Genomic DNA, 23,023 nt, shown 5'->3' with positions numbered 1-23,023 from the left:
GGGTCACGTTGCGCTGATCGTTTCGTGCATCCTGGCCCTTCCATCCCTCTCCCTTCGATATCGTCAGCGCTTAGCGTACCGAGTAGCCCCGGCCTTGCATGCAAGCATTCCACGCCTGGTGATAGCTTGCGAGCGCCTGCTGTTGCGCCGCTTCCGTCTGTGCGTTCTGCGCCTCTGCGGCACGCTCCTGGCGGCGGTGCGCTACGCCCCCCGCAACCGTGCCGGCGACAGCGCCAATCGCCGCGCCGTGGCCGGCGTTGCCTCCGATCGCTCCGGCGGCTGCGCCCACGGCCGCGCCTTCGGCGGCGCCCCTGACGCGTTGGCCGTTCTGCGCTTGCGCTTGCGGCGCGGCGTTTGCCACTACCGCCGGGTCAATGCCCGTTCTCTGTTTTGCCCACGCATAGCAAGCACCTTCATCGGAACTTTGCTGCTGGGCGCTTTGACCTTTCGACGGATACACGACGGTTTGCTGCGCAAGAACGGGAAGTGCCGTTCCGGCGATCAGAATAGCGACAGGAATAAATGCGATGCGATTGATTTTCATGGAACTCTTCTCATAGAGGCGTGGATAAGCCGGCAGAGAATATCTCGCGATGAATCAATAGCGTAGATGGGTGGGGCATGAAGCGCTTCGTTCCCGTTGATACGTGTCAATTGAAGTTGAAACGAACCGGGAGACCGCTGGCCGAAGCCGCATTTGATTTATTGACTTTTGCATAAAGCAAAAGAATGGCATGCGATAGTCATGCGTGTTCTGACCAAAATGCGATTATTGATTTGCTACCAGGCGGGCAAGTTGTGTGCACATATCCGCGTGAAAACGGCGGGGCCAATGGTACGCTTGGGCTTCTCAAGATCACGTGGCTGGAGACTGCCTATCATGAAGTGCTTGTGCTGCGCAGCGTTGCTCGCCTTGCTTGTTGCCGGTTGTGCTTCATCGCCGCCGCCCGCTGCCGACACGTCCACCTACATGCTGCACTCGCCCGATGGCGCGAAGTCCGGTGCACCTGCCTCGAAGCCGCCGCGGCTCACCGTGGGTGTCAGCGATCCCGACACGCAGCTGATTCTTCCGTGGTTCCTCAACGACATCATCAACTTCGTGAACTACCGCTAGTTTTCTCTCCTTCTGCGACGCCCCGGAAAAACCCTCCCTTGAAGCCTGAAAATCCATTTCCTACTCTATGAAACGTTTCAGTTCGGACGGATAACACCAGGCGGATAACCTCGGGCGGGCAGACCAGCATGGACGACCGCAAGAAAAGTGCCAGTACGCTCAAGGACGTCGCGAACGCGGCGGGGGTTTCGCTGGGCACGGCGTCGAAGGTGCTTGCGGGCGCCGCGAACGTGAGTGAAGCGCGGCAGCGGCAGGTCTGGGAAGCGGCGCGCAAGCTCGGCTACCGGCGCAACAGCCTGGCCGCCGAACTGCGCAGTTGCCGCTCCACGTCCATAGGCTTTGTCGTGCCCGACCTGACCAATTCGTTCTTTATCGAACTGGTCTGTGCGCTTGAAGACCACGCACTCGAATCCGGCTACCGGCTCATCCTCGCGCACGCCCAGGAGGACCCGGAACGCGAAGCGGAGCGCATCCGCTTCGTTCTCTCGCGCCAGGTGGCGGGCATGATCATCATTCCGTGCCACGGTTACGAGCACGCGATCAGCGAACTGCGCGAATGCGACGTGCCGCTCGTCATGGCCGATCGCGTGGACAACAGCTTTCCCGCCAACACCGTCACGACGGACAGCCACCGCGCGGCGATGGACGGCACCGCACACCTCATCGCGCTCGGGCACCGCCGTATTACGTTCATCGTCAATGCGCTCGACCTCGTGAACAGCCGCGAGCGGGCCCAGGGCTACCAGGACGCGATGCAACGCGCGGGGCTCGCGCAATACGCTAATGTCGTGGTGTGCGGCATGAGCGACACCGAAAGCCACGCGACGACGCTCGGCGTGCTCGCCGCGCGTGAGCGCCCCACGGCGCTTTTCACCGGCGCGAACGTCGCGACGCTCGGCGCGCTGCGAGCGATCCGCGACGCGGGTTTGCAACTGCCCGACGACATCTCGCTGCTTTCTTTCGACGACGCGCCGTGGATGTCGGTGCTGCGTCCCGGCATCAGTTCGATTCATCAGCCCGCCGAGGCGATTGCACGCGGCATCTGGCATCTCCTGCACAAGCAGTTGCAGGGCGAGACCTCGGAGATCGTGCACTTGCGCATGCGTGCCGACTTGCGCGTGCGCGACAGCACGGGGCCGGTCCGGTATGACGAATGGGGCGAAGCGGCGCGCGCGTCCGCTGCGCCGCCGCTATAACGTTTTATTTTTTTCAGCACCCGAGGCCGGCCGCACGCGCCGCCCGGTTCACACAAGAAAGGAGACAGGGCAATGGACAGTCAACGACGCATTCTGATTGCGGGTCTGGTCGCCGTGCCGCTCGCCGGTGCAGCGGGTCTTCTCGGCACGCTCAGCGCGCCGGCGTTCGGGCAGCAGAAGAAGTACCGCTTCGGCTTCTCGCAGGTGACCACGGTCGAGCCCTGGCGCGTGCAATTCAACAAGGACATGAAAGCCGAGGCCGCAAAGCATCCCGAGGTCGATCTGATCATTGCCGACGCCGGTGACCGCACCGACAAGCAGAATGCCGACATGGAGAATTTCATTGCCCAGAAGATGGATGCGATCTTCATTTCGCCCAAGGAGTCGGCGGGGCTCACCGGCGTGGTGGAAAAGGCCTATAAGGCAGGCATTCCCGTGTTCGTGCTCGACCGCGAGGTGAACGGCGAATCGTATACGCAGTTCATTGGCGGCGACAACGTGCAGATCGGCCGCGAAGCCGGCGCATTCATCGTCAAGCTGATGGGTGGACCGGGGCACGCACAGGGCAATCTCGTGGAAGTGTGGGGCGGCTTCGGCGCGCAGCCGGCGCACGACCGCCACGACGGCGCGGCGAGCGTGGTCGGCAAGGAGTCGGGCATCAAGCTCGTGGGCGAACGCGTGGACTGCGACTGGAAGCAGGACAAGGCCTACGAGTACATGAAGACGGTGTTGCGCGTGAATCCGAAAATCGATGTCGTCTATGGGCACAACGATCCTATGGCCTACGGCGCCTATCTTGCGGCCAAGGACGCAGGGCGCGACAAGAGCATAAAGTTCGTGGGCATCGACGGCTTGCCGCAGGAGGGCGCCACCTGGGTGTCCCAAGGCTTGCTTGCCGGTACGTTCATGTACCCCACGCCCGGCGCCGAAGGCATACGCCAGGCGATCAAACTGCTTCACGGCGAAAAGATCCCGAAGAAGGTCACGTTGCCGACCCAGGGCATTTTTGCCGACAACGCCAAGGCATATATTGCTAGCCACTCCTGAATGAATGCTACCGCTACCGCGCCGCTCATCGAGGCGGCGGGCCTGTCGATTTCGTTCAATGGCAGCGCCGTGTTATCGAGCGTCGACTTCGATGTCGTGGCGGGCGAGGTGCATGCGCTCGTGGGCGAGAACGGCGCGGGCAAATCGAGCCTCATGAAGATGCTGGGCGGGCTCTATACGCCGGATAGCGGCACGATACGCGTGCGGGGCGTGCCCACGCGCCTTGCGAGCGTGAATGACGCCATCGACGCCGGGATCGCGGTCATTCATCAGGAACTGAACCTCGTCGATACGCTTTCCGCGGTCGATAACATATTCCTTGGCAAGGAACCGCGCACACGCTGGGGCTTTCCGGACCGGCGCGCCATGCGTACGGCTGCGCGCAGCGTACTCGGCCAATTGGGTTTTCGCGCGAGTCCCGACACGCTGGTCGGCGCCCTGCGGGTGGGCGAAAAGCAACTGGTGGAAATCGCCAAGTCGCTGGTGGCCGAAGCGCGGGTGCTGATCATGGACGAGCCGACCTCGGCGCTCTCCGACGCGGAGACCCACGCGCTTCTCACGCTCACGCGGCAACTGCGCGAACGCGGCATGGGCATCGTGCTGATCAGTCACCGGCTGGGCGAAGTCTTTGCCGTGGCCGATCGCGTGACCGTGTTGCGCGACGGCCGGCGCATCTCGACGCTGCCGGTCGCGCAGGTGGAGTCCTCGAACGCGCTCGTCTCGATGATGATCGGCAAGGACTTCGCGCCGCCCGAACGCGGCGCGGACGAGGCGCCGCGCGCCCGCAGCACGAGTGTGGAGGTGCGCAATCTCTCGCTCTGGGGGCCGGCGCGCGCGATGGTGCGCGACGTGTCGTTCTCGGTGCGGGAGGGCGAAGTGTTCGGTCTATCGGGGCTGCTCGGCGCGGGCAAGACTGAAGTGCTCGAAGCCATCTACGGGATCTCGGCCTACCGGCAGGAGGGCGACATTACTGTCGCCGGGCGCAGTCATGCATTCAGGTATCCGAACGAAGCGGCCGAATCCGGCCTCGCTTTCGTGACCGAAGACCGCAAGAAGGATGGTCTCGTGCTCGATCAGTCGCTGGAAGCGAATTTTCTGTTGCCTTCGTTGCCGCGCGTGCCAGGCTTTCCGTTCTACAGGCGGCGCAAATTGTGCGGCTGGGCCGCCGAACAGGCGCGCGCCTCGCGGGTCAAGCATCGTAGCCTCGCGCAGAGCGCCAATAGTCTGTCGGGCGGCAATCAGCAAAAGCTCATCATCGGCAAATGGCTGATGACGAAACCGCGCATCCTGCTGCTCGACGAACCCACACGTGGCGTGGACGTCGCCGCCAAGGCGGAGATCTACCGCCAGATACTCGATGCGGCGCGCTCGGGCGTGACCGTGCTGATCGCAAGCTCCGAAATCGACGAATTGACCTTGCTGTGCGACCGCATTCTCGTGCTGTGCGAAGGGCGCGCCAAACAGATCGTGCCGCGCAGCGATTTTTCCGGCGACCTGCTGATCAATCTCGCTTCGCCTTGAATCGACACTGACTGGAGACTGACCATGCTGCATGTGCAGGACCATGTCGCCGAGCCGGATGCGCCAACGCGCAGGCGTCAACTCAATACGCTCATGACGCACCTGAAGTATTACCTCGGGCTGATCCTGCTGCTCGTGGTGGGGGCGATCACCTCGCCTCATTCGACGGATGGCAGCAACATATTTCTCTCCAGCGCCAATATCTCCGACGTGTTTCGCGAAGTCGCCAACGTCGGCGTGATGTCGATCGGCATGACGCTCGTGATCATCACCGCGGGGATCGATCTTTCCGTCGGGGCGATTATGGGGTTGGGCAGCGTGCTGACCGCCATGCTGCTCACCACCGAGGGATGGGGCCGCGCGACCTATGCGTCGCTCGTGCTCAACGCGATTGCGGTCTTCTCGATTGTATTCATCGTGCTGGGTGCGTGGCGCAGGCCGCTTCGGTCGTTCGGCACGAATGCGGTGGCCGCGCGAGCGGTGCGCGGCGGCGTTGCGCTGCTGTGCGCGGCGCTGGCCTGCCTGTATATCGCATTGCACGCGGCGCACCGCATGCCGCTCGCAGGCGTGCTCTGGATCGTGCCGCTCGCGGGCTTCACGGTGGGCAGCATCAACGGATGGATCATCACGCGCGGGCGCATGCAGCCGTTCATCGTCACGCTCGCGGCAATGGTCGGCGTACTCGGCGCTGCGCGGCTGATCGCCGGGCAGGACACCGCCGTCTATTCGATTTACAGCGGCACGAACGCTACCGCCGATATCGAGAATCTGCGCGCGCTGCTCTTTAATCTGATTCCCGTTCCCGCGCTTTTCTTTCTCGTAATCGCGCTTGTTTTCAGCTTCGTGATGAACCGCACGGTATTCGGAAAATATCTCTACGCGATAGGCGGCAACGAGAAATGCGCCGTGGTTTCAGGGCTCGACGTGAAGCGCTACAAGATGATGGCCTATGCCATTTCCGGCATGCTCTCGGCGCTGGTCGGCGTGCTCTATGCGGCGCAGTACCGCCAGGGCAAGGCCGATGCCGGGACCGGCTGGGAACTCGATGCGATTGCCGCCGTGGTGATCGGCGGGACGAGCCTTGCCGGCGGCGTTGGGCGTATCTCGGGCACGGTGGCGGGCGTGCTCATATTCGGCTTCCTGGGCAATATTCTGTTGCTCAACGATATCGACAGCAATACCCAGCTCGTGCTCAAAGGCTTGATCATTGTGATTGCCGTATTTTTGCAGCAGACCGACTACGGGCGCGGCGGCTGGATCAAACGGTTTCTCAAGCGACACGATCAATAAATAAAGAACCGCGCGCGGACGATACGGGCACCGTCCGCGCGCGGCATTTCATTCGACCTCACTCCTTCAGCGCCCACGCGCAAGCCAACTGTCCACCGATTGCACACCTGGGACGGCGGCCGCAGTGCGTTCGGCCAGCGCGACCTGTTCGTGCTCAGGGACAAATCCGAGCAGCGTGACCGTGCCGCCCCGCGCAAACACGAATACATGAGACGTGCTGACGCCGTTGCGCGCAAAACTGACGCGCACGTCATGGGCGAGTTGCGAGTCGCTTGCCCCGGAGCCGGTTTGAGCCTGCGCGCCCGGCACCATCGCGCTGGCTATCAGTAATGCGAACGTGGAAGTGATGATGGCTTTCACGATACCTCCTTGCAGTGTGGCAGAAGCGCCGGTCAATTCCGGCAGCAAGTCTTCCGGTCCTCTTCAAAGCAGGGCCGCGGAAGTCAGAGGCAAGTCACCGCGCGACCTGCGCGGCGTAGTGGTCACCGCAATGGCGCGTCGAGCGGATTGCCGGCCGGGCGTGGAACGGCAGCGCCGTCGCCCGGCGAAGAGTGCGCTGGTGCGTGCTGGTGCATTGCGTTCGGACGGGACGTCGCGCGCGACGTGGCGGGGAACAGCGGGGAGTCGAGGCGCAAGGTTTTGCGTGGCGCGATGGTCTGATGCCGGCAAGCCCGCGGGATTGATTGACTGTCCCGCGCTGAGTGTGCTTGCCGGAGAATCTCAACTCGTTGCCCGGCAGGGTATACCTTGATCATAGTCGCTATTGCCCGCGCCTGCTGGTGACAGCGCTATCAGCCGCTCTGGGAAGCTGCAGACGCAACGGGCAAAAATTTTTTGTGTCCTCGTTGCAACTTCACAACATCGGAGCGCGGCGTTTGAAAGCGCTGTCAAGCGTACTTTGGCCGAAGTAGCACGGGTGTTCGGCACATTTCTCACGCCGCGCATATTTTCCCTCACGACCGCAAACGGATTTGCGAAGCTCGTGACCATAACGCGATGGTCACAAAGCAGGGGCCTACTCCGGGTTCCGGCGGCGTGCAACTGTTATCGGTAACAGAGTTTTCCCTAGCCCGCTCGTTAGATACACGGAGCAGGGGCGTCCCTATAATCGCCTCGAAATGTGATTCGGGACATTTCAGTGAGGCAGCCTGGTAGGTAACGTGTAGAGCGCACGCGACCTGCGCGGTTTGGAGACGCCAAAATATATATAGGATAGCTAATGAAAAAGAAGCTTATTGCTTTGTCGGTGATGGCAGCTGCGACGACGATGGCGCACGCGCAAAGCAGCGTCACGCTGTATGGCCGTATCGACAACGGTGTGCAGTACGAAACCGGTCTGCCGGGCGGTAGCAAGTTCTCGGCACAGAGCGGCGACTGGGGTTGCTCCTGGTTCGGCTTGCTGGGTTCGGAAGATCTCGGCGGCGGCACGAAGGCGGTGTTCCAGTTGGAAGGCCAGCTCAACACGATGACGGGCGCTTCGGCGGGCAACCTGTTTGGCCGTCACGCTACGGTTGGCTTCACCAACGACCGCTTCGGTCTGTTCAAGATGGGTAACCTCGGCGCCGGCGAACTCGCGCAGGACAGCTGGGGCGCGGACCCGCAGTTGATGCAGCGTTACGCTATCTCGACGCTGGTGCGCGGCCGTAACTGGACGAGCACGACCAACGGCGCGGAATACGATTCGCCTACGCTGTTCGGCGGTCTCGTGTTCAAGGGCCAGTATTCGCTGACCAACAACACGAGCTGGAACTCTGCGCCGGTCAACGCGGCGGGCGTGCCGACGGGTCAGGGCCGTACGAACGCGATCGAAGGCATCTATACGTGGGGTAGCGGCGATTTCCGCGTGATCTATGACGAAGTGCGCGGCGCAGACGGTTCGTTCAACAACGTGTATTCGGCGTCACGCTCGATTCTCGCCGGCGGCACGTACGTGATCGGTCCGGTGAAGATTTATGCGGGTTACCAGCACTTGAGCGCACCGAGCGCCACCAACGCAAGCATGGGTGTGACCGACGCGTCGCAGCCGGCTGGCGTGCGCGCACCGACGACGGTGGACCACGAATGGATCGGCGCCGGCTGGCAGGTGAACGACGCTTCGGCGATCACCGCCGCCGTGTTCCATGCGAACGCGAACAACGGCAACGGCAACGCCACGCTGTTCACGCTCGGCACGACGTACAACCTCTCGAAGCGTACGTTCCTGTACGCGGAAGCCGGTTACGTGCACAACAGCTCGACGTCGAACATCAACCTCGGCAACGGTTCGTACGGCAACAACAACTTCGACGCGACGACGGGCACGTCGTCGAACGACAACCCGAACTACGGTCACAGCCAGACCGGTGTGTTCGCGGGCATCATGCACATGTTCTGATCTGACTTTGTTTGACCTGTAGTTGTTGTGATCTCTTTGTGTTAGGTACTGCTTAATTCTCTTTCATAGAGAGGCCGGTGCGATCTCTCCTCCACCCTGGTCGCACCGGCTGCTTTTTCTGCGGGTTTTACGCAGTATTCACGCAGTGTTCATTCGGGCACTTCGAATTCGTATCTGAAAGCGTTTTTTCCATTTTTGAAAGCGCTTTCAAGGAAATGTTCAGGCGGAACTCATGACCGATGGCACCAACGAAGCACCCGGCGCGCCCAGTGTCCCGAATGGTCCGAACTCAGGGCCGAACGTGACGCTGGAAGAAATTGCGCGCGCGGCCGGTGTGTCTCCGAGCACGGTGTCGCGCATCCTGAACGGCACCGCGCGTGTTCTTCCCGAAAAGCAGCGTGCGGTGGAAGAGGCGATCGCGCGCTTCAATTATCGGCCCAACGTGCTGGCGCGCAGTCTTGCGAGCGGCCGGACCGAAACCATCGGCGTACTGACCCAGGCCGTGTCGAGCCCGTTTTACGCGGAGTGGCTGCGCGGTATCGAAGAGGCGCTTTCAGAGCCTGGCTTCACGCCGATTTTCGTGAGTAGCCGCTGGAATGTCGTCGACGAAAAAGCGCGCCTCGAAGAGTTCATCGCGCGCCGCGTGGACGGCATCATTTTGCTGCATGCCCAACTCGACGAACCTACGCTTGCCGATTACTCGCGCTACGCACCCATGCTCGTTCTGGGGCGCTCGGTGCAAAACGGCACCGCATTGGCAGGCCTGCCGATCGACAACCTGCAGGGCGCACGCGACGCCACGCGCCATCTGATCGAGCAGGGCCACCGCGAGATCGCGTTCATTGCCGGTCCAAGCAGTCACGAAGACGCGATCGAGCGTCTCGATGGCTACTGCATTGCACTGAAGGAAGCGGGCATCGGCTTCGACGCCGATCTGGTCGAGCAGGGCGATTACCTCGAAACAGGCGGCGTCGCGGCGATGGAGCGGCTGCTCGCGCGCCGCCCGACGCTGACCGCGGTGTTCTGTGCGAACGACCAGACCGCGTACGGCGCGCGTCTTGCAATGTTCCGCCGCGGGGTGCGCGTGCCCGAGGACGTGTCGCTGGTCGGTTTCGACGATCTGCCGACCTCGTCGTATATGACGCCGCCGTTGACGACGGTGCGCCAGCCTACCTATGAAATCGGCCGCCTCGCCGCGCAAGGCATCGTGCAGATGATCCGCAAGCAGCCTGTTTCGCTGAGCCCCATTCCGCTCACGCTGGTGACGCGCGAAACCACACGTCGAATCGGGCCGTCGCTGAGCAAGGGAGAGGCGCCCACGTAATGCGTTCAGCGCGTTGGGACGTTTTTTTTGCTTTTCGCTGAAAGCGCTTTCAAACCATAGCGCGCAGCAAACATATCGATAAGCAATACGAAGCAATACAACAGGGGAAGTAGTTCGTAGCAGCAGGGGAGCATTTGGACGTCACTCACAAACGTTTCACCAGGAGACAAGTAATGAAATTCCGTTTTTCAGGCACTGCCGCTGCAGTTTTGCTCAGCCTGGCTACAGTGGCTGCGCACGCCAACACCACGCTGACGGTCGCAGTGTTTCCGAAGCTGGACCAGGAAATTAAGGACGCGATTCCCGCCTGGAAGAAGCTGCACCCGGACGTCGACATCAAGGTGTCCTCGCTCGCGATCGCCGATCACCATAACGCCATGACCACCGCGCTCGCAACGAGTTCGGACCTGCCCGACGTGATGGCGGTGGAAGTCGGCTTCATCGGCCGCTTCGCCGCGGGCGGCGGTCTCGAAGATCTCGCCAAGCCGCCTTATAGCGCAGGTCAGTACAAGAACCAGTTCATCAACTACACGTTCGCGCAGGCCACCACGCAGGACGGCCAGATTGTCGGTATGCCGGGCGATATCGGTCCGGGCACGCTGTTTTATCGCAAAGACATTCTCGACAAGGCGGGCGTGACCGAAGCCGACCTGACCAAGTCGTGGGACTCGTACCTCGCGGCCGGCCAGAAGATCAAGAAGGCGACGGGCGCTTACCTGATGGCCTCGTCGCGCGATATCGAAGACATCTATATTCGCGCCGACCTGAAGGAAGGCGACGGTGTGTACTTCGACAAGGCCGGCAATCCGGTCGTGACGTCGCCGCGCTTCGTGAAGGCATTCGAGCTGGCGAAGAAGGCGCGCGATCTCGGCCTCGACGCGAAGATCACGCCGTGGTCGAACGAATGGGCCGAGAGCTTCAAGCGCGGCACGGTCGCCACCCAAATGATGGGTGCATGGCTCGGCGGCCACCTCTCGTCGTGGATCGCACCGGACACGAAGGGTCTCTGGCGCGCGACCAATCTGCCTGACGGCGCGTATGCATCGTTCGGCGGCACGTTCTGGTCGATTCCGGTGAAGGCCACGCAAAAGCAGTTGTCGTGGGAATTCATCAAGTTCCTGACGACGCGCCCGGACACGCAGCTCGCATCGTTCCGCTCGATCGACGCCTTCCCGGCGCTGCTTTCCGCGCAGCACGACGACTTCTTCGCGCAGCCTGTGAGCTTCCTCGGCAACGAGAAGGCTCGCTTGATCTGGCGTGATGCGGCCTCGCATATTCCGGCGATCCAGCGCAGCAAGTATGACCAGGTCGCAGAAGAGGCGGTCCACTCGGCGCTCGACAAGGTGGTCGACAGCAACGAGGACATCCACACGGCGCTGCAGGAAGCACAGGCTGAAATCACGCATCGCATCCGCCGTTAAGCGGTTTTGATGAAACGGCGCGGCATGCTCCGCCGCGCGCTGAAGCCCGCTGCAACAGCGTGGCCGGTCACCCTGGCCGGCCACGCCCGAATGGACGGAACTATTGATGAACTCTCCTCTGCCCACAACTGAACAGGTCTCCCGCGAAGGCCTCATGCGCGATGCGCTTGCGCCGCTCGCCCACGCTCGCGGAAAACGGCGGATCGATCCGGTCAAGATCGCGCCATACCTGTTTCTCGCGCCTTTTTTTGTGCTGTTCGCGGTGTTCCTGGCTTTTCCGCTGTTGTTTTCGCTGTATCTCTCGTTCCAGAGCTGGGACGCGACAGCGGGACTGGCGAGCATGAAGTGGGTGGGCCTGTCGAACTTCACGTTCACGCTGACTGACCCGTGGTACTGGAAATCGCTCTACAACACGGCTTCGATGGCGGTCATGTCGGGCGTGCCGCAGCACCTCATTGCGCTGCCGCTCGCGTTCTTTCTGCAGACCGCGTTCCGGCGCTGGCGTAATTTCGTGGTCGGGCTGTATTTTCTGCCCTTCATCACGTCGAGCGTGGCGATTGCGCTGATCTTCTCGTCGCTGTATTCGACCGACTTCGGCATGATCAATCTCGCCATCGCCGAAATCGGCAAGATTCCCGGGCTGCACTGGATCGTGCCTTCGAAACCGATCGAGTGGCTGTACAACCCGGCCAACGTGAAACCAGCGGTTTCTGTTGTCGTCTTCTGGCGCTACGTAGGCTGGAATACGGTGCTTTATCTGTCTGCGCTGCAGACCATTCCGAAGGACATTTACGAAGCGGCGCGTATTGATGGCGCAAACGGCTGGCAACAGTTCACGCGCATCACGATTCCGCTTCTCAAGCCGATGATCTTCTTCGCGGTCACGCTTTCGATTATCGGCGGGCTGCAACTGTTCGAAGAGCCTTTCATCCTGCTCCCGAACGAAGGTATGGGGACGAGTCAGTCCGGCTTGACGACGGCAGTCTATATGTATCGCACGGCATTCCACGACGGCGACTTCGGTACGGCCAGTTCGATTGCGTGGCTGCTCTTTATCACGATTTCCGCGCTGATGTGGCTCAACACGCGCATTTTCCACCGCAGCGGCATGAAAGAGGAGACGCAGCGATGAAACTGTCCAAAAACAAGGCACGTTATACGGGTTATGCCGTCGTGCTTGCGGGCGCGGTGCTGATGTTCTCGCCGTTCTGGTTCATGTTCGTCTTCGCCACGCACACGAGCTCCGAGATCTTCTCGATGCCGCCGCCGCTCTGGTTCGGCAACGCGTTTCTCGACAACATGGCGTCGCTCATGCGTCACATTCCGTTCTGGCGCAATCTGGGCTGGAGCTTCTACACGGCCACGATTCAGACCGTGCTGACGCTGCTCGTCACCTCGATGGCCGGTTACGCGTTCGCGATGTACGAGTTCCGCTTCAAGAAGACGCTCTTTGCCGTGGCGCTCACGGCCATGCTGGTGCCGCCGTTCCTCAGCATGATTCCGACCTTCATGACGATGAACCTGCTCGGCTGGATCAATCAGCCGCGCGCACTGTATGTGCCAGGCGCGGCCGCCGCGCTCGGCGTGTTCCTCATGCGTCAGTACATCTCGTCGGCCATTCCGTCCGATCTGATCGAGGCGGCGCGCATCGACGGCTGCGGCGAGTTCCGCATTTACTGGAGCATCGTGCTGCCGCTGTTGGGACCCGCACTGGGCACGCTCGGGCTCATCAGCTTCATTCAGGCCTGGAACAATTTCCTTTCGGCGCTCGTGGTGCTGCGTTCGCCTTCGATGTACACGCTGCCCCTCGCGCTGCGCATTTTGCAAAGCCCGACCAATTCGGACTGGGGTGCGGTGATGGCGGGTTCCGCGGTCGCGGTGGTGCCGTTGCTGGTGTTGTTCGCATTCACTTCGCGACGCTTGATCGACGGTTTGACGACCGGCGCGGTCAAGGCCTGAGTCTCACTTCATTCATTTCATGCCCGTTCGCGCAAAAGCGGACACGACTAATCAGGATACCTATAGTTATGTCGACGTTTCGATTCAAGGAAGACTTCGTCTGGGGCGTGGCCACCAGCTCGTATCAGATCGAAGGCGCAGCACGTGAGGACGGTCGTGGCGAGTCGATCTGGGACACGTTCTGCCGTGTGCCCGGCAAGGTCGTAAAAGGCGAGAGCGGCGATGTGGCCTGCGATCACTACCATCGCTTCGAGCAAGATCTCGATCTGATGGCACAAATGGGCGTCAATGCCTACCGTTTTTCGATTGCATGGCCGCGTGTGCAGCCGGATGGCCGTGGCGCGTACAACGAAAAGGGCCTCGCTTTTTACGAGCGTCTGGTTGACGGCTTGCTTAAGCGCGGCATTCAGCCGTTCGCTACGCTCTATCACTGGGACTTGCCGCAAGCGCTGCAAACTGAGCAAAACGGCTGGGAAAGCCGCGATACGGCCTATCGTTTCGCCGACTACGCACGCAAGATCGGCAGCGTGCTGGGCGACCGCGTCGCGTCGATCGCCACGCACAACGAGCCCTGGTGTACCGCGTGGCTCGGCAACGCAACGGGCTACTTCGCACCGGGCAACGCCGACCTGAAGAAAGCGGCGCACGTGGCGCATCATCTGCTGCTTTCGCACGGTCTGGCCGTTCAGGCCATGCGCGCCGATGGCGTGAAGGCGCCGCTTGGCATCGTGCTCAACCAGTCGCCGGCACACGGCGCGACCGACGCGCCTGAAGATCTGGCCGCCGCATCGCTCGAATATGCGAAGTTCGTGCGCTGGTACATGGACCCGATCTTCAAGGGCGAATATCCGGCCGAAGCGTTGCAATGGTATGGCGCGAATGGTCCGCAAGAAGTGATTCGCGAAGGCGATTTCGACATCATCGGCACGCCGCTCGACTTCCTCGGCATCAACTACTACACGCGCATTTTCGCGAGCGCTTCGGGCGAAAAGCGTCCGCCGGGCGTCCACGGCTTCACGGACATGGATTGGGAAGTCTACCCGGAAGGTCTGACCGAACTACTCACGAATCTCAATGCCGAGTACAAGCTGCCGCCGATCTTTATCACCGAGAACGGCTGTGCCGCGAAAGACGTGCTCGAAAGCGGCCGCGTGCAGGACACCGACCGCATCGAGTTCCTCGATCTGCACCTGGCCGCACTTTCCGAAGCGGCACAAAAGGGCGTGGACATTGCCGGCTATTTCGCGTGGAGCATGCTGGACAACTTCGAATGGGCGTCGGGCTACGACAAGCGTTTCGGCATGGTGTACGTCGACTACGAGACCCAGAAGCGCACGCTGAAGGACAGCGCGCACTGGTATAGCGAGGTCATCGCGGAACATGCCGCCGCCGAGGCAGCGCGCTAACGCGGGCACGCAGAGAGCAACGTAACCCGCGCGAGTCCGGCAATCAGCCAATTTCGCGCGGGACTGCAAGCAAGAGCACTAAGGAGGACGTAACAATGGGCGAACTCGTATTGCGCAACGTCGTGAAGACGTATGGCGAAGGTCCGCAGATCATTCAGGGCATCGATCTTCATATTCCGGACGGCCAGTTCACGGTATTCGTCGGTCCGTCGGGCTGCGGGAAGTCGACCATGCTGCGCATGATCGCCGGGCTCGAGGAAGTGAGCGGCGGCGACATTCTGATCGACGGCGTGCGCGTGAACGATCTGCAGCCGGTGGACCGCGGCGTATCGATGGTGTTCCAGAGCTATGCGCTCTATCCGCACATGACGGTTGCGGAGAACATGGGCTTTTCGCTCAAGCTCTCGGGCAAGTCGAAGCGCGAAGTGCGCGAGGTGGTGGGCCGTGCCGCCGAAATCCTGCAGATCACGCACCTGCTCGATCGCAAACCCAAGGCGCTCTCGGGCGGCCAGCGGCAGCGCGTTGCGATTGGCCGCGCGATTGTGCGCAAGCCGCGTGTGTTTCTGTTCGACGAACCGCTGTCGAATCTCGATGCGGCGCTGCGTGTGCAAATGCGCATCGAACTCGCGAAACTGCACCGCGAGCTCGGTACGACGATGATTTACGTGACGCACGATCAGGTCGAAGCGATGACGCTCGGCGAGCAGATCGTGGTGTTCAACAAGGGGAACATCGAACAGACCGGCGCGCCGCTCGATCTCTACGACCGCCCCGCGAACCGCTTTGTCGGCGGCTTTATCGGCTCGCCGCAGATGAACATGCTCGGCGCTACGGTCGTGTCGCAAAACGGCGTGCAAACCGTGCTCGCGCTCGCGGGTGCGAGCCACCGCATCGCGCTGTCGGGACGTCCGGATCGTGCGCTCAACGGTGAATTGACGCTGGGCGTGCGCGCCGAACATCTGAGCATCGGCCTGGCCGACGAAGGCATCGCCGCCCGCGTGGAGCTGGTCGAACATCTGGGCGACGTGTCGATCCTGCACGCGCGCCTCGACGGCATGGCGAACGCCATCGCGCTCAAGCTCGACAAGAAGGACGCGCAGTACGAGCCGGGCGCCCGCGTGGGCATCAAGGTGGCTTCGTCCGCTGTCACCCTGTTCGACGCGAAGGGGGCGGCGGTGGCGTTCGAACGTCCTCAAGTGGGAGAGAGCGTTCAAGCCGTCGTTTGACATGCCGGTTTGCGAAAGGGAAGAGTGCGATGGCGAACAAAGGGTCGAAGGACGATTTCGAGTCCGTGGCAATTGCGCAGTCCGGGCAGGCTGCGTCGCCGGGTGGAATGCCTCGTGAAACGCCTGACGTGACGGACAGGGAACGCGAGCCGCAACGCAACCGTCAGGAGAAACGGCGCGCGCCGCTGCATGCGTTCATCGTCCATTTCGACGCGGAGCCTTCGTCGAAGCCGCTGCCCCCGGATTATCCGGACTAGCGATGTGACGATGTAGGGGCAGGGACGATTACGAGTGTCGCGAATGGGCGTTACGAATTTTCTTACCGCTCATTTAACGTTAGCCGGAACGGTACTTTTTTGCAGTACCCTGTTTTCAGCCCAGCAAGCGCTTCCTCCTTGCTGGGCCGGGTTCTGGCGGGGTTTACGCGCATTCTGCGACATTTCGCCGAGCCCAGGTAAACCACGCATGGCGACGCTCGAACGGTACATTTAACATCAATTAACGTTAAGGGTAACGTTTATTATGTTTCTGCTTAATCGACGGTCTGCGGCAATGGCAATCATCTCCCCCAACGCTCCGCTTCCCTGCGGCAGCATCCGTAACGGCAAGCAACACACCCTGTTGCCGTGCCTCGCGGATCACCCGGTCACAATCCGGGTTGCCTGACGGGCATTCACCAGACATATCGATTATATGAAAGCGCAAGGGCCGCCGGGGCGTATTCGGGCGAAAGATGTTACCGGTAAAAACCCGCAGTCCGTTTGCGCGGGAGGCGCCGGGGTGTATTTCAGGCAGCAAACCGAAGTGTCAGGCCGATAAAGAGTCATTGGGCCGTGAAGCGCAGAGATTCGGTTGAGCGCGCAACGACCCGATGCAATAACAATCCGATTGAATATTGATGGGTGGAGAGCGTCATGGAAAAGCGAGTATCCAAAGCCATTTTCAAGTCCCGGGCCTGCGAGCTGTTTCGCCAGGTCGAAACGCTGGGCGAAACCGTCGTCGTGACGGACCGGGGACAACCCACCATTGAAATCCGGCCGTATCGCAGCAAGACCGAGAATCCGCTCGAGTTGCTGCGTGCGTCGATCACGCATTTCAATCTCAAGCACGCGCTTGCACCGGTCGCCGCCGAGCAGGAAGAGTAATGATCACGCTCGACACGCTTGCGCTCGTGTGCTGGCTGGGCAGGCAGAAAGCGTTGAGCCAGGCCGCGCACGATGCGATCGACCGGGAACTCGACGGCGGCGAGATTCTTATCTCGGCAATCAGCGCGCTCGAAATCGCAGAGTTCGTGAAGGCCGGCAGCCTCGGGCTTTCCATGGACGCGCGCAGCTGGCTGTCCACGTTTTTGAAGCTGGATGGCGTGCGCCTGATTCCGGTCGATTCCGAAATTGCGTTCCGTGCGGCGACCTTGTCGCCCGCGCTCACCTCGCATCAGAGGCTGATCGTTGCGACCGCGCGCACGCACGGCGGCGCGCTCGTGACCTCCGATGCGAAGGTGCGGGCCTCGACTTACGTCGAAACGATCTGGTGACGCGAGCGGCGGTGCCGCGTCTTGACCGGTCCGGTCGAGTCGCGCACCACCAGCTCCGCGGGCAGCGTGATGCGCTGCGAAGCGGCGTCGATGCCGGCGATCTGCGCGAGCAGCGTGTTGACCGCCGAGCGCGCCATTTGCTGGAACGGCTGGCGAATCGTAGTGAGGGCGGGATGAAACTGCTCGGACATGGGAATGTCGTCGAACCCGATCACGGAAATGTCGTCGGGCACGCGCAGGCCCGCTTCCCTGACCGCGGCGATCACGCCGAACGCGCTCTGGTCGTTGGCCGTGAAGATCGCGGTGGGCGGATCGGCGAGGTTGAGCAGATCGAACGTGACGTCGAAAGCCATCATTTGCGAGAGATCGCCCGCGGCGACCAGCGCGTCGTCGCGCGGCAGGCCAAGCTTGGCGAGCGTGTCGCGATAGCCGCGTTGGCGGTCGCGCACGCCTTCGATCCTTTCGTCGCCGGCGAGAAACGCAATGCGCTTGTGGCCGAGTTCCGCGAGATGTTCGACCGCGAGACAGGCGCCGCCGTAATTGTCGACCGATACCGAAGGAAAACCCGTAAGCGTGCCGCGCTGATCGACCACCACCACCGGCACTTTGGCCGTGGCGAGTGCTTCGAGGCAGAGCGATTCGCGCGGCAGGATGGCGAGAATGCCGTCCGAGAACTGTTGAATCAAACCGAGCAGGTCGTGATGCGTATGGCGGTCTTCGTCGAACACGGTGTACACGAGCATTTCCATGCCCGCGCCGCGTGCCGCGCGGCCCGCGCCGAGCACCAGTTCGCTGGAGAACTGCGTGTCGAGCGTGGGCGTGATGATGCCGATGATGCCGTTGCGCCCGCCCGAGAGCTTCTGCGCGGTGCGGTTCACGACGTAGCCGATATCCGATGCGATTCTCAGCACTTCGTCGCGCGTTTCGCGCGACACGCCAGGGCGTCCGTTGAGCGCGCGCGACGCGGTCATCTGCGACACCCCGGCCAGCTTGGCGACGTGCTCAAGCGTGGGAGTTTGCCTTGCCATGCGTGGTGTGGGCTTACGAGAGGTCATGTCTGCGAAGACTCGCCAGGTACGTTAGCGATACCGTTTGTGTGCTGGCTATTCTATCAGATGCGCGTAAATTCAAGCGCTGCCGAGCGCACCAACCTTGCGCGGGGCGCAAGCTCCGATGGGGGCGCACCAGGAAAATCCCGCATAGCCGTAGTTCACGTCTCGGCTTAACATCCATTAACGTTAAGGCTAACGTTAATCGTGCAGATAACTCAGGTAGCTCTCAAAATTCCATAAGAGGGGACACAAACATGGCGTACCCAGGTTTCTCCAAGGCGCGGGCGATTGTCGGCGCCACGGCACTGCTGTTTTCACTGTCTGCAGTCGTTTCGAACGCTGTTGCAGCGGAAACCAAAACGATCACCTCATGGGATCAGCAGACCAATGCGTCTTCGAGCAAGATTATCCGCGACGCGTCGGACCGGTTCGAAAAGTCGGACCCAGGCTATAAGGTCGAGAATTCGCATGTGCTGAACGAGGCCTACAAGACGAAGCTGAAGGTCGCATTCGGTGCGAACCAGCCGCCGTGCGTGTTCGAGAACTGGGGCGGCGGCGGCCTGCACGAATACGTGAAATCCGGCCAGATCGTCGACCTCACGCCGTACCTGAACAAGGATCCGGCCTATCGCAGCCGCTTCATGCAGTCGTCGTGGGACGTGACGACGTTCGGCGGCAAGACCTACGGTGTCGCTGCCGAAAATGCCGCGGCCGCGGTCATCTTCTATAACAAGGAAGTGTTCAAGAAGTACGGCATCGCGCCGCCCAAGACGTGGGATGAGCTGATGCACGTCGTGGACGTGCTCAAGCAGCACAACGTGGCCGCGTTCTCGCTCGCGAACAAGAACAAGTGGACGGGCTCGATGTACTACATGTACCTCGTCGACCGTATCGGCGGTCCGCAGGTCGTGAAGGACGCGATCGCAGGCAAGGGCAAGGGCTTCGAAGATCCGGCGTTCGTCGAAGCCGGCAAGCGCATTCAGGAACTCGTGAAGGCTGGCGCGTTCGCGCCGGGCATCAACGGTCTCGACTATGACTCGGGGGCATCGCGCCGCCTGCTGTACTCGGGCAAGGCTGCGATGGAACTGATGGGCGCCTGGGAAGCTTCGACGATCGCGAACGAAAATCCGGGCTTCTCGAAGGATCTCGACTTCTTCCCGTTCCCGAGCGTGCCGGGTGGCAAGGGCGACCCGCGCGACCTGATCGGCACGGTGGGCGATGGCTTCCTGAGCATCTCGACCGAGTGCAAGACGCCGGAAGCCGCCTTCAAGCTGATCCAGGCGCTGACCGACGACCAGGCGATGCAGGCACGCGCCTCGGACGACCACAAGCTTCCGCCGGTCAACAACGTGAAGATCGACGATCCGTTCACGCAGCGCCTGCAGCAACTGCTTGCCGCGGCTCCGAGCGTGCAGCTCTGGTACGACCAGGCTCTGCCGCCGGCGCTGGGCGAGCTGCACAAGGACACGACGCAGGCGCTGTTCGGTCTGTCGGTCACGCCTGAGGCGGCCGCGCAGCAAATGGAAGCCGCTTCGAAGAAGGGCGGTTGATCTCCAGCACTCAAGAAAAGTCCGGCTGGCGCCGCGAGGCGCCGGCCGGCAGAAAAGCTCGTGAATATCGCACTTTCCGCTACACCTGAACGCCGGCTGAAGCTCTCGTCGCAAACGCTCGTCACGGTCGTGTTTCTGGCGCCGTCGCTGCTGCTGCTGGCCGTGTTCCTGCTTTATCCGCTCGTTTCCAGCCTGCGGCTGTCGCTGCTCGACTGGAACGGTCTCGGCAATACCGCCCGTTATACCGGGCTCGCGAACTGGGCGCGGCTCGCCCACGACACGGTGTTCTGGCAATCGCTCAAGAACAATGTGATTCTCGCGCTCGCCTCGATCGTCATTCAGCTTCCTGTCGCGCTCGCGCTCGCCGTGCTGCTGGAAAAAGCCGGCCGTGGCTCGCGCGTGCTCAAGGTGCTCTATTTCCTGCCGCTGCTCATGTCGAGCGTGGCGATCGGCGTGCTGTTCAAGCAGATCTACGATCCGAATTTCGGACCCCTGAACGTCGCGCTGCAGGCGTTCGGGCTGGATGGCCTCGCGAAGGACTGGCTGGGCGACCCGCATTTTTCGCTGGGCGCGACGATCGCCGTGATCATCTGGCAGAACGCGCCTTTCTACATGATTCTGTTCCTCGCGGGCCTTTCGTCGATGCCGGCCGAGGTCAACGAAGCCGCGCTGCTCGACGGCGCTTCCGAGTGGACCATTTTCTGGCGTATCAAGCTGCCGCACCTGCAAGGCACGGTGCGCACGGCGGTGATTCTGTCCGTGCTCGGCTCGCTGCGTTACTTCGATCTCGTCTTCGTCATGACGGGCGGCGGCCCCGAAGGCTCGTCCGAGGTGATGGCAACCTACATGTATCGCACGGTGTTCAGTTCGTTCCAGCTCGGCTACGGCAGCACCATCGGCTCGGCGATGTTCCTTATCGTTATCGCGGTGGCGGCGGTGTCGATGTATCTCACCCGTCGTTATGCAACCGAGGTCTGAACCATGAAGAAGACATTTCGCTTCCCGCGCGTGGGGATTCCGCTCCTCGCTTTGATCTGGCTGGCCGTCACGACGATCCCGTTCCTCTTCATGGTCGTGTCGAGCTTCAAGAGTCAGGAAGAAACCTTTTCGACGAACGTGTGGGCGCCGCCGGGCCACCTGTATTGGGGCAATTACGCAGCGGTGCTCAAAGGGCCGTTTTTCACGTATTTCCGTAACAGCGTGTTCACGGTGGGCGTTTCGGTGGCGCTGATCGTCATCATCAGCGCAATGGCGGCCTATGTATTCGCGCGCATGCGCTTCTCGCTGAACAAGGCGCTCTTCGGTCTCGTGGTCGCCGGCATGATCGTGCCGCTGCATGCCACGCTGGTGCCGATCTACCTGCTCACGCGCAACCTCGGTCTTTACGACACGCCGTTCGCGCTGCTCGGCCCCTACGTGGCGCTCAGCCTGCCGGTGTCGATCTTCATCCTGACCGAGTTCATGCGCCAGATTCCGCGCGAGCTCGAAGAAGCCGCGCAACTCGACGGCTGCAGTCCATTCCGCATTTTCTGGCGCATTTTCTTCCCGCTTTCGGGGCCTGGGCTCGCCACGGTGGCGATCTTCAACGGCATTGGTCTCTGGAACGAGTTCATCTTCGCGTACATGCTCACGTCGACGTCCGAGCACCGCACGCTGCCGCTCGCGATCTGGGACTTCATGGGGCAATACGCGTCGAACATACCCTCGATGCTGTCTGTTCTCGTGCTCACGTCGCTGCCGCTGATCGTCGCCTACGCGTTCGGTCAGGAGCGCGTGATCAAGGGGATGATGGCCGGCTCGCTCAAGGGCTGATCCGGGTTGATCTGATTCGCAAACCGAACTTCGCATAAATCGATATGGCAAGCATTTCCCTCAATAACGTACAGAAGGCCTACGCGAGCGGCAACGCGGTGATCCGTGACGCCAATCTCGAAGTGGGCAAGAACGAGTTCTGCGTGTTCCTCGGGCCTTCGGGCTGCGGCAAGTCCACGCTGCTGCGCATGATCGCCGGTCTCGAATCGATCACCGATGGCGAACTGCGCATCGACGGCCAACGGATGAACGAGGTCGAGCCCGCGAAACGCAAGGTTGCGATGGTGTTCCAGAACTACGCGCTCTATCCGCACATGAGCGTGTACGAGAACATGGCATTCGGTCTGCGTCAGGCGAAAGTCGACAAGGCCGTGATCGACAAGAAGGTGCGCAGCGCCGCTGCCGCACTGCAACTCGAGACCTATCTCGAACGCCGCCCCGCAGCGCTGTCCGGCGGCCAGCGCCAGCGCGTGGCGATCGGGCGCGCAATCGTGCGCGAGCCTGGCGTGTTCCTGTTCGACGAGCCGCTGTCGAATCTCGATGCCGCGCTGCGCGTGCAGACGCGCACTGAAATCGCGCGTCTGCATCGCGAGTTCAGCGAGGCGAGCGCTGTGTATGTGACGCACGATCAGGTCGAAGCGATGGCGCTGGCCGATCGCATCGTGCTCATGCAGGCCGGCGCGCATATGGAGCGGCACGGCAGCGTCGCGCAGGTGGGCGCGCCGCTCGATCTGTATCACCATCCGAAGAGCCGGTTTGTCGCGGGCTTCATCGGCTCGCCGAAGATGAACTTCTTCGCGGGCACAGTGGTGGGCGGCGACGATGGCGGCGTGGACATCGACCTCGAAAGCGGCGAGCGCGTGCGCGCGCGTGTGGACGGATCGCGTGCGCGCGCTGGCATGAAGGTGACGCTCGGCGTGCGTCCGGAGCATCTGCGCGTAGCCGTCGATCCGCGCGCTGAACAGATCCTGGCGAGCCGCGTGAAGCTCGTCGAGCACATGGGCGAGCACAGCTATATCCACGCGGCACAGACGGGCCCGGCCGCGGCAACCGTGATCGCCAAGGTGCCCGGTGACAGCGCGTTGAAGCACGACGAACTGGTCAACCTTGCGCTGCCACCTGAGGCGTGCCACGTATTCGACGATCACGATATGGCGCTGCGACGTCTGACCTGAGCCGAGCGCGGCTCACGCCGCG

General features: G+C 61.8%; 22 protein-coding genes. 19 read left to right on the top strand and 3 right to left on the bottom strand.

What is annotated here, in order from left to right; genetic code table 11:
• Positions 1-70: 70 nt before the first annotated feature.
• Positions 71-544, bottom strand: coding sequence for a YMGG-like glycine zipper-containing protein (locus VSR72_RS25375; protein ID WP_342955102.1), 474 nt, complete (start codon positions 542-544; stop codon positions 71-73).
• Positions 545-880: 336 nt separating this feature from the next.
• Between VSR72_RS25375 and VSR72_RS25370 the strand changes: the two genes are divergently transcribed.
• The 5 genes from VSR72_RS25370 to VSR72_RS25350 all read left to right on the top strand — a co-directional run bounded on the left by VSR72_RS25370 (position 881) and on the right by VSR72_RS25350 (position 6,168).
• Entirely contained in the window at positions 881-1,114 is a 234-nt protein-coding gene (locus VSR72_RS25370; RefSeq protein WP_342955101.1) for a hypothetical protein, read from the top strand.
• 128 nt (positions 1,115-1,242) lie between these two features.
• Positions 1,243-2,310 carry a LacI family DNA-binding transcriptional regulator gene (locus VSR72_RS25365; RefSeq protein WP_342955100.1) on the top strand — a complete coding sequence of 356 codons (1,068 nt, stop codon included), beginning with the start codon at positions 1,243-1,245 and terminating at the stop codon, positions 2,308-2,310.
• A 72-nt stretch (positions 2,311-2,382) separates the two neighbouring features.
• Positions 2,383-3,357, top strand: coding sequence for a substrate-binding domain-containing protein (locus VSR72_RS25360; protein WP_342955099.1), 975 nt, complete (start codon positions 2,383-2,385; stop codon positions 3,355-3,357).
• Positions 3,358-4,878, top strand: coding sequence for a sugar ABC transporter ATP-binding protein (locus VSR72_RS25355; RefSeq protein WP_342955098.1), 1,521 nt, complete (start codon positions 3,358-3,360; stop codon positions 4,876-4,878). It abuts the gene before it with no gap.
• 24 nt (positions 4,879-4,902) lie between these two features.
• Positions 4,903-6,168 (top strand): ABC transporter permease, encoded by a 1,266-nt coding sequence (locus tag VSR72_RS25350; protein WP_342955097.1) that lies wholly within the window; start codon positions 4,903-4,905, stop codon positions 6,166-6,168.
• Between the two features lie 66 nt (positions 6,169-6,234).
• Here VSR72_RS25350 and VSR72_RS25345 read toward each other — a convergent pair whose 3' ends face one another.
• A complete protein-coding gene (locus tag VSR72_RS25345; RefSeq protein ID WP_342955096.1) occupies positions 6,235-6,528 on the bottom strand; it encodes a BON domain-containing protein in 294 nt (97 codons plus the stop codon).
• Positions 6,529-7,387: 859 nt separating this feature from the next.
• Between VSR72_RS25345 and VSR72_RS25340 the strand changes: the two genes are divergently transcribed.
• The 10 genes from VSR72_RS25340 to VSR72_RS25295 all read left to right on the top strand — a co-directional run bounded on the left by VSR72_RS25340 (position 7,388) and on the right by VSR72_RS25295 (position 17,412).
• Positions 7,388-8,542, top strand: coding sequence for a porin (locus VSR72_RS25340; protein ID WP_342955095.1), 1,155 nt, complete (start codon positions 7,388-7,390; stop codon positions 8,540-8,542).
• A gap of 232 nt (positions 8,543-8,774) precedes the next feature.
• On the top strand, positions 8,775-9,866 hold the full coding sequence (locus VSR72_RS25335; RefSeq protein WP_342955094.1) for a LacI family DNA-binding transcriptional regulator: 1,092 nt from the start codon (positions 8,775-8,777) through the stop codon (positions 9,864-9,866).
• 173 nt (positions 9,867-10,039) lie between these two features.
• Positions 10,040-11,287 (top strand): extracellular solute-binding protein, encoded by a 1,248-nt coding sequence (locus VSR72_RS25330; RefSeq protein WP_342955093.1) that lies wholly within the window; start codon positions 10,040-10,042, stop codon positions 11,285-11,287.
• A 106-nt stretch (positions 11,288-11,393) separates the two neighbouring features.
• A complete protein-coding gene (locus VSR72_RS25325) occupies positions 11,394-12,419 on the top strand; it encodes a sugar ABC transporter permease (RefSeq protein ID WP_342955092.1) in 1,026 nt (341 codons plus the stop codon).
• Positions 12,416-13,246: a carbohydrate ABC transporter permease gene (locus VSR72_RS25320; RefSeq protein ID WP_133183959.1), complete on the top strand. Its 831-nt coding sequence runs from the start codon at positions 12,416-12,418 to the stop codon at positions 13,244-13,246. The genes VSR72_RS25325 and VSR72_RS25320 overlap by 4 nt, the downstream gene beginning before the upstream one ends.
• Before the next feature lie 68 nt (positions 13,247-13,314).
• Positions 13,315-14,652 carry a GH1 family beta-glucosidase gene (locus VSR72_RS25315; RefSeq protein WP_342955091.1) on the top strand — a complete coding sequence of 446 codons (1,338 nt, stop codon included), beginning with the start codon at positions 13,315-13,317 and terminating at the stop codon, positions 14,650-14,652.
• A gap of 95 nt (positions 14,653-14,747) precedes the next feature.
• Positions 14,748-15,878 carry a sn-glycerol-3-phosphate ABC transporter ATP-binding protein UgpC gene (gene ugpC, locus VSR72_RS25310; RefSeq protein ID WP_342955090.1) on the top strand — a complete coding sequence of 377 codons (1,131 nt, stop codon included), beginning with the start codon at positions 14,748-14,750 and terminating at the stop codon, positions 15,876-15,878.
• Between the two features lie 29 nt (positions 15,879-15,907).
• On the top strand, positions 15,908-16,135 hold the full coding sequence (locus tag VSR72_RS25305; RefSeq protein WP_342955089.1) for a hypothetical protein: 228 nt from the start codon (positions 15,908-15,910) through the stop codon (positions 16,133-16,135).
• A 657-nt stretch (positions 16,136-16,792) separates the two neighbouring features.
• On the top strand, positions 16,793-17,023 hold the full coding sequence (locus tag VSR72_RS25300; RefSeq protein ID WP_342955088.1) for a type II toxin-antitoxin system Phd/YefM family antitoxin: 231 nt from the start codon (positions 16,793-16,795) through the stop codon (positions 17,021-17,023).
• A complete protein-coding gene (locus tag VSR72_RS25295; RefSeq protein WP_342955087.1) occupies positions 17,023-17,412 on the top strand; it encodes a type II toxin-antitoxin system VapC family toxin in 390 nt (129 codons plus the stop codon). The genes VSR72_RS25300 and VSR72_RS25295 overlap by 1 nt, the downstream gene beginning before the upstream one ends.
• Here VSR72_RS25295 and VSR72_RS25290 read toward each other — a convergent pair.
• On the bottom strand, positions 17,391-18,440 hold the full coding sequence (locus VSR72_RS25290) for a LacI family DNA-binding transcriptional regulator (protein ID WP_342955086.1): 1,050 nt from the start codon (positions 18,438-18,440) through the stop codon (positions 17,391-17,393). The two genes, VSR72_RS25295 and VSR72_RS25290, sit on opposite strands and share 22 nt — an antisense overlap.
• Before the next feature lie 278 nt (positions 18,441-18,718).
• Between VSR72_RS25290 and VSR72_RS25285 the strand changes: the two genes are divergently transcribed.
• Genes VSR72_RS25285 through ugpC (VSR72_RS25270) form a run of 4 tightly spaced genes read left to right on the top strand, consistent with a single transcriptional unit; the run spans position 18,719 to position 23,001 of the window.
• Positions 18,719-20,014 carry an extracellular solute-binding protein gene (locus VSR72_RS25285; RefSeq protein ID WP_342955085.1) on the top strand — a complete coding sequence of 432 codons (1,296 nt, stop codon included), beginning with the start codon at positions 18,719-18,721 and terminating at the stop codon, positions 20,012-20,014.
• Between the two features lie 60 nt (positions 20,015-20,074).
• Positions 20,075-20,992, top strand: a complete 918-nt coding sequence (locus tag VSR72_RS25280; protein ID WP_342955084.1) for a sugar ABC transporter permease — start codon at positions 20,075-20,077, stop codon at positions 20,990-20,992.
• A 3-nt stretch (positions 20,993-20,995) separates the two neighbouring features.
• The gene (locus tag VSR72_RS25275) at positions 20,996-21,826 is read left to right on the top strand and encodes a carbohydrate ABC transporter permease (protein WP_342955083.1); all 831 of its coding nucleotides are present in this window, start codon (positions 20,996-20,998) and stop codon (positions 21,824-21,826) included.
• A 44-nt stretch (positions 21,827-21,870) separates the two neighbouring features.
• Complete coding sequence (gene ugpC / locus VSR72_RS25270; protein ID WP_342955082.1) at positions 21,871-23,001, top strand: sn-glycerol-3-phosphate ABC transporter ATP-binding protein UgpC; 1,131 nt, start codon at positions 21,871-21,873, stop codon at positions 22,999-23,001.
• Positions 23,002-23,023: the final 22 nt, after the last annotated feature.

The organism is Paraburkholderia sp. JHI869 (assembly GCF_038900775.1).
Taxonomy (GTDB): domain Bacteria; phylum Pseudomonadota; class Gammaproteobacteria; order Burkholderiales; family Burkholderiaceae; genus Paraburkholderia.
Note: the sequence above shows the minus strand (reverse complement) of the source record. Positions and strands in the feature narration are given on the sequence as shown.

Excerpts from the sequence above, each read along its gene's own strand:
- VSR72_RS25375 (WP_342955102.1), bottom strand. The coding sequence starts at position 544 with ATGAAAATCAATCGCATCGCATTTATTCCTGTCGCTATTCTGATCGCC.
- VSR72_RS25370 (WP_342955101.1), top strand. The coding sequence starts at position 881 with ATGAAGTGCTTGTGCTGCGCAGCGTTGCTCGCCTTGCTTGTTGCCGGT.
- VSR72_RS25365 (WP_342955100.1), top strand. The coding sequence starts at position 1,243 with ATGGACGACCGCAAGAAAAGTGCCAGTACGCTCAAGGACGTCGCGAAC.
- VSR72_RS25360 (WP_342955099.1), top strand. The coding sequence starts at position 2,383 with ATGGACAGTCAACGACGCATTCTGATTGCGGGTCTGGTCGCCGTGCCG.
- VSR72_RS25355 (WP_342955098.1), top strand. The coding sequence starts at position 3,358 with ATGAATGCTACCGCTACCGCGCCGCTCATCGAGGCGGCGGGCCTGTCG.
- VSR72_RS25350 (WP_342955097.1), top strand. The coding sequence starts at position 4,903 with ATGCTGCATGTGCAGGACCATGTCGCCGAGCCGGATGCGCCAACGCGC.
- VSR72_RS25340 (WP_342955095.1), top strand. The coding sequence starts at position 7,388 with ATGAAAAAGAAGCTTATTGCTTTGTCGGTGATGGCAGCTGCGACGACG.
- VSR72_RS25335 (WP_342955094.1), top strand. The coding sequence starts at position 8,775 with ATGACCGATGGCACCAACGAAGCACCCGGCGCGCCCAGTGTCCCGAAT.
- VSR72_RS25330 (WP_342955093.1), top strand. The coding sequence starts at position 10,040 with ATGAAATTCCGTTTTTCAGGCACTGCCGCTGCAGTTTTGCTCAGCCTG.
- VSR72_RS25325 (WP_342955092.1), top strand. The coding sequence starts at position 11,394 with ATGAACTCTCCTCTGCCCACAACTGAACAGGTCTCCCGCGAAGGCCTC.
- VSR72_RS25320 (WP_133183959.1), top strand. The coding sequence starts at position 12,416 with ATGAAACTGTCCAAAAACAAGGCACGTTATACGGGTTATGCCGTCGTG.
- VSR72_RS25315 (WP_342955091.1), top strand. The coding sequence starts at position 13,315 with ATGTCGACGTTTCGATTCAAGGAAGACTTCGTCTGGGGCGTGGCCACC.
- ugpC (WP_342955090.1), top strand. The coding sequence starts at position 14,748 with ATGGGCGAACTCGTATTGCGCAACGTCGTGAAGACGTATGGCGAAGGT.
- VSR72_RS25305 (WP_342955089.1), top strand. The coding sequence starts at position 15,908 with ATGGCGAACAAAGGGTCGAAGGACGATTTCGAGTCCGTGGCAATTGCG.
- VSR72_RS25300 (WP_342955088.1), top strand. The coding sequence starts at position 16,793 with ATGGAAAAGCGAGTATCCAAAGCCATTTTCAAGTCCCGGGCCTGCGAG.
- VSR72_RS25295 (WP_342955087.1), top strand. The coding sequence starts at position 17,023 with ATGATCACGCTCGACACGCTTGCGCTCGTGTGCTGGCTGGGCAGGCAG.
- VSR72_RS25290 (WP_342955086.1), bottom strand. The coding sequence starts at position 18,440 with ATGGCAAGGCAAACTCCCACGCTTGAGCACGTCGCCAAGCTGGCCGGG.
- VSR72_RS25285 (WP_342955085.1), top strand. The coding sequence starts at position 18,719 with ATGGCGTACCCAGGTTTCTCCAAGGCGCGGGCGATTGTCGGCGCCACG.
- VSR72_RS25275 (WP_342955083.1), top strand. The coding sequence starts at position 20,996 with ATGAAGAAGACATTTCGCTTCCCGCGCGTGGGGATTCCGCTCCTCGCT.
- ugpC (WP_342955082.1), top strand. The coding sequence starts at position 21,871 with ATGGCAAGCATTTCCCTCAATAACGTACAGAAGGCCTACGCGAGCGGC.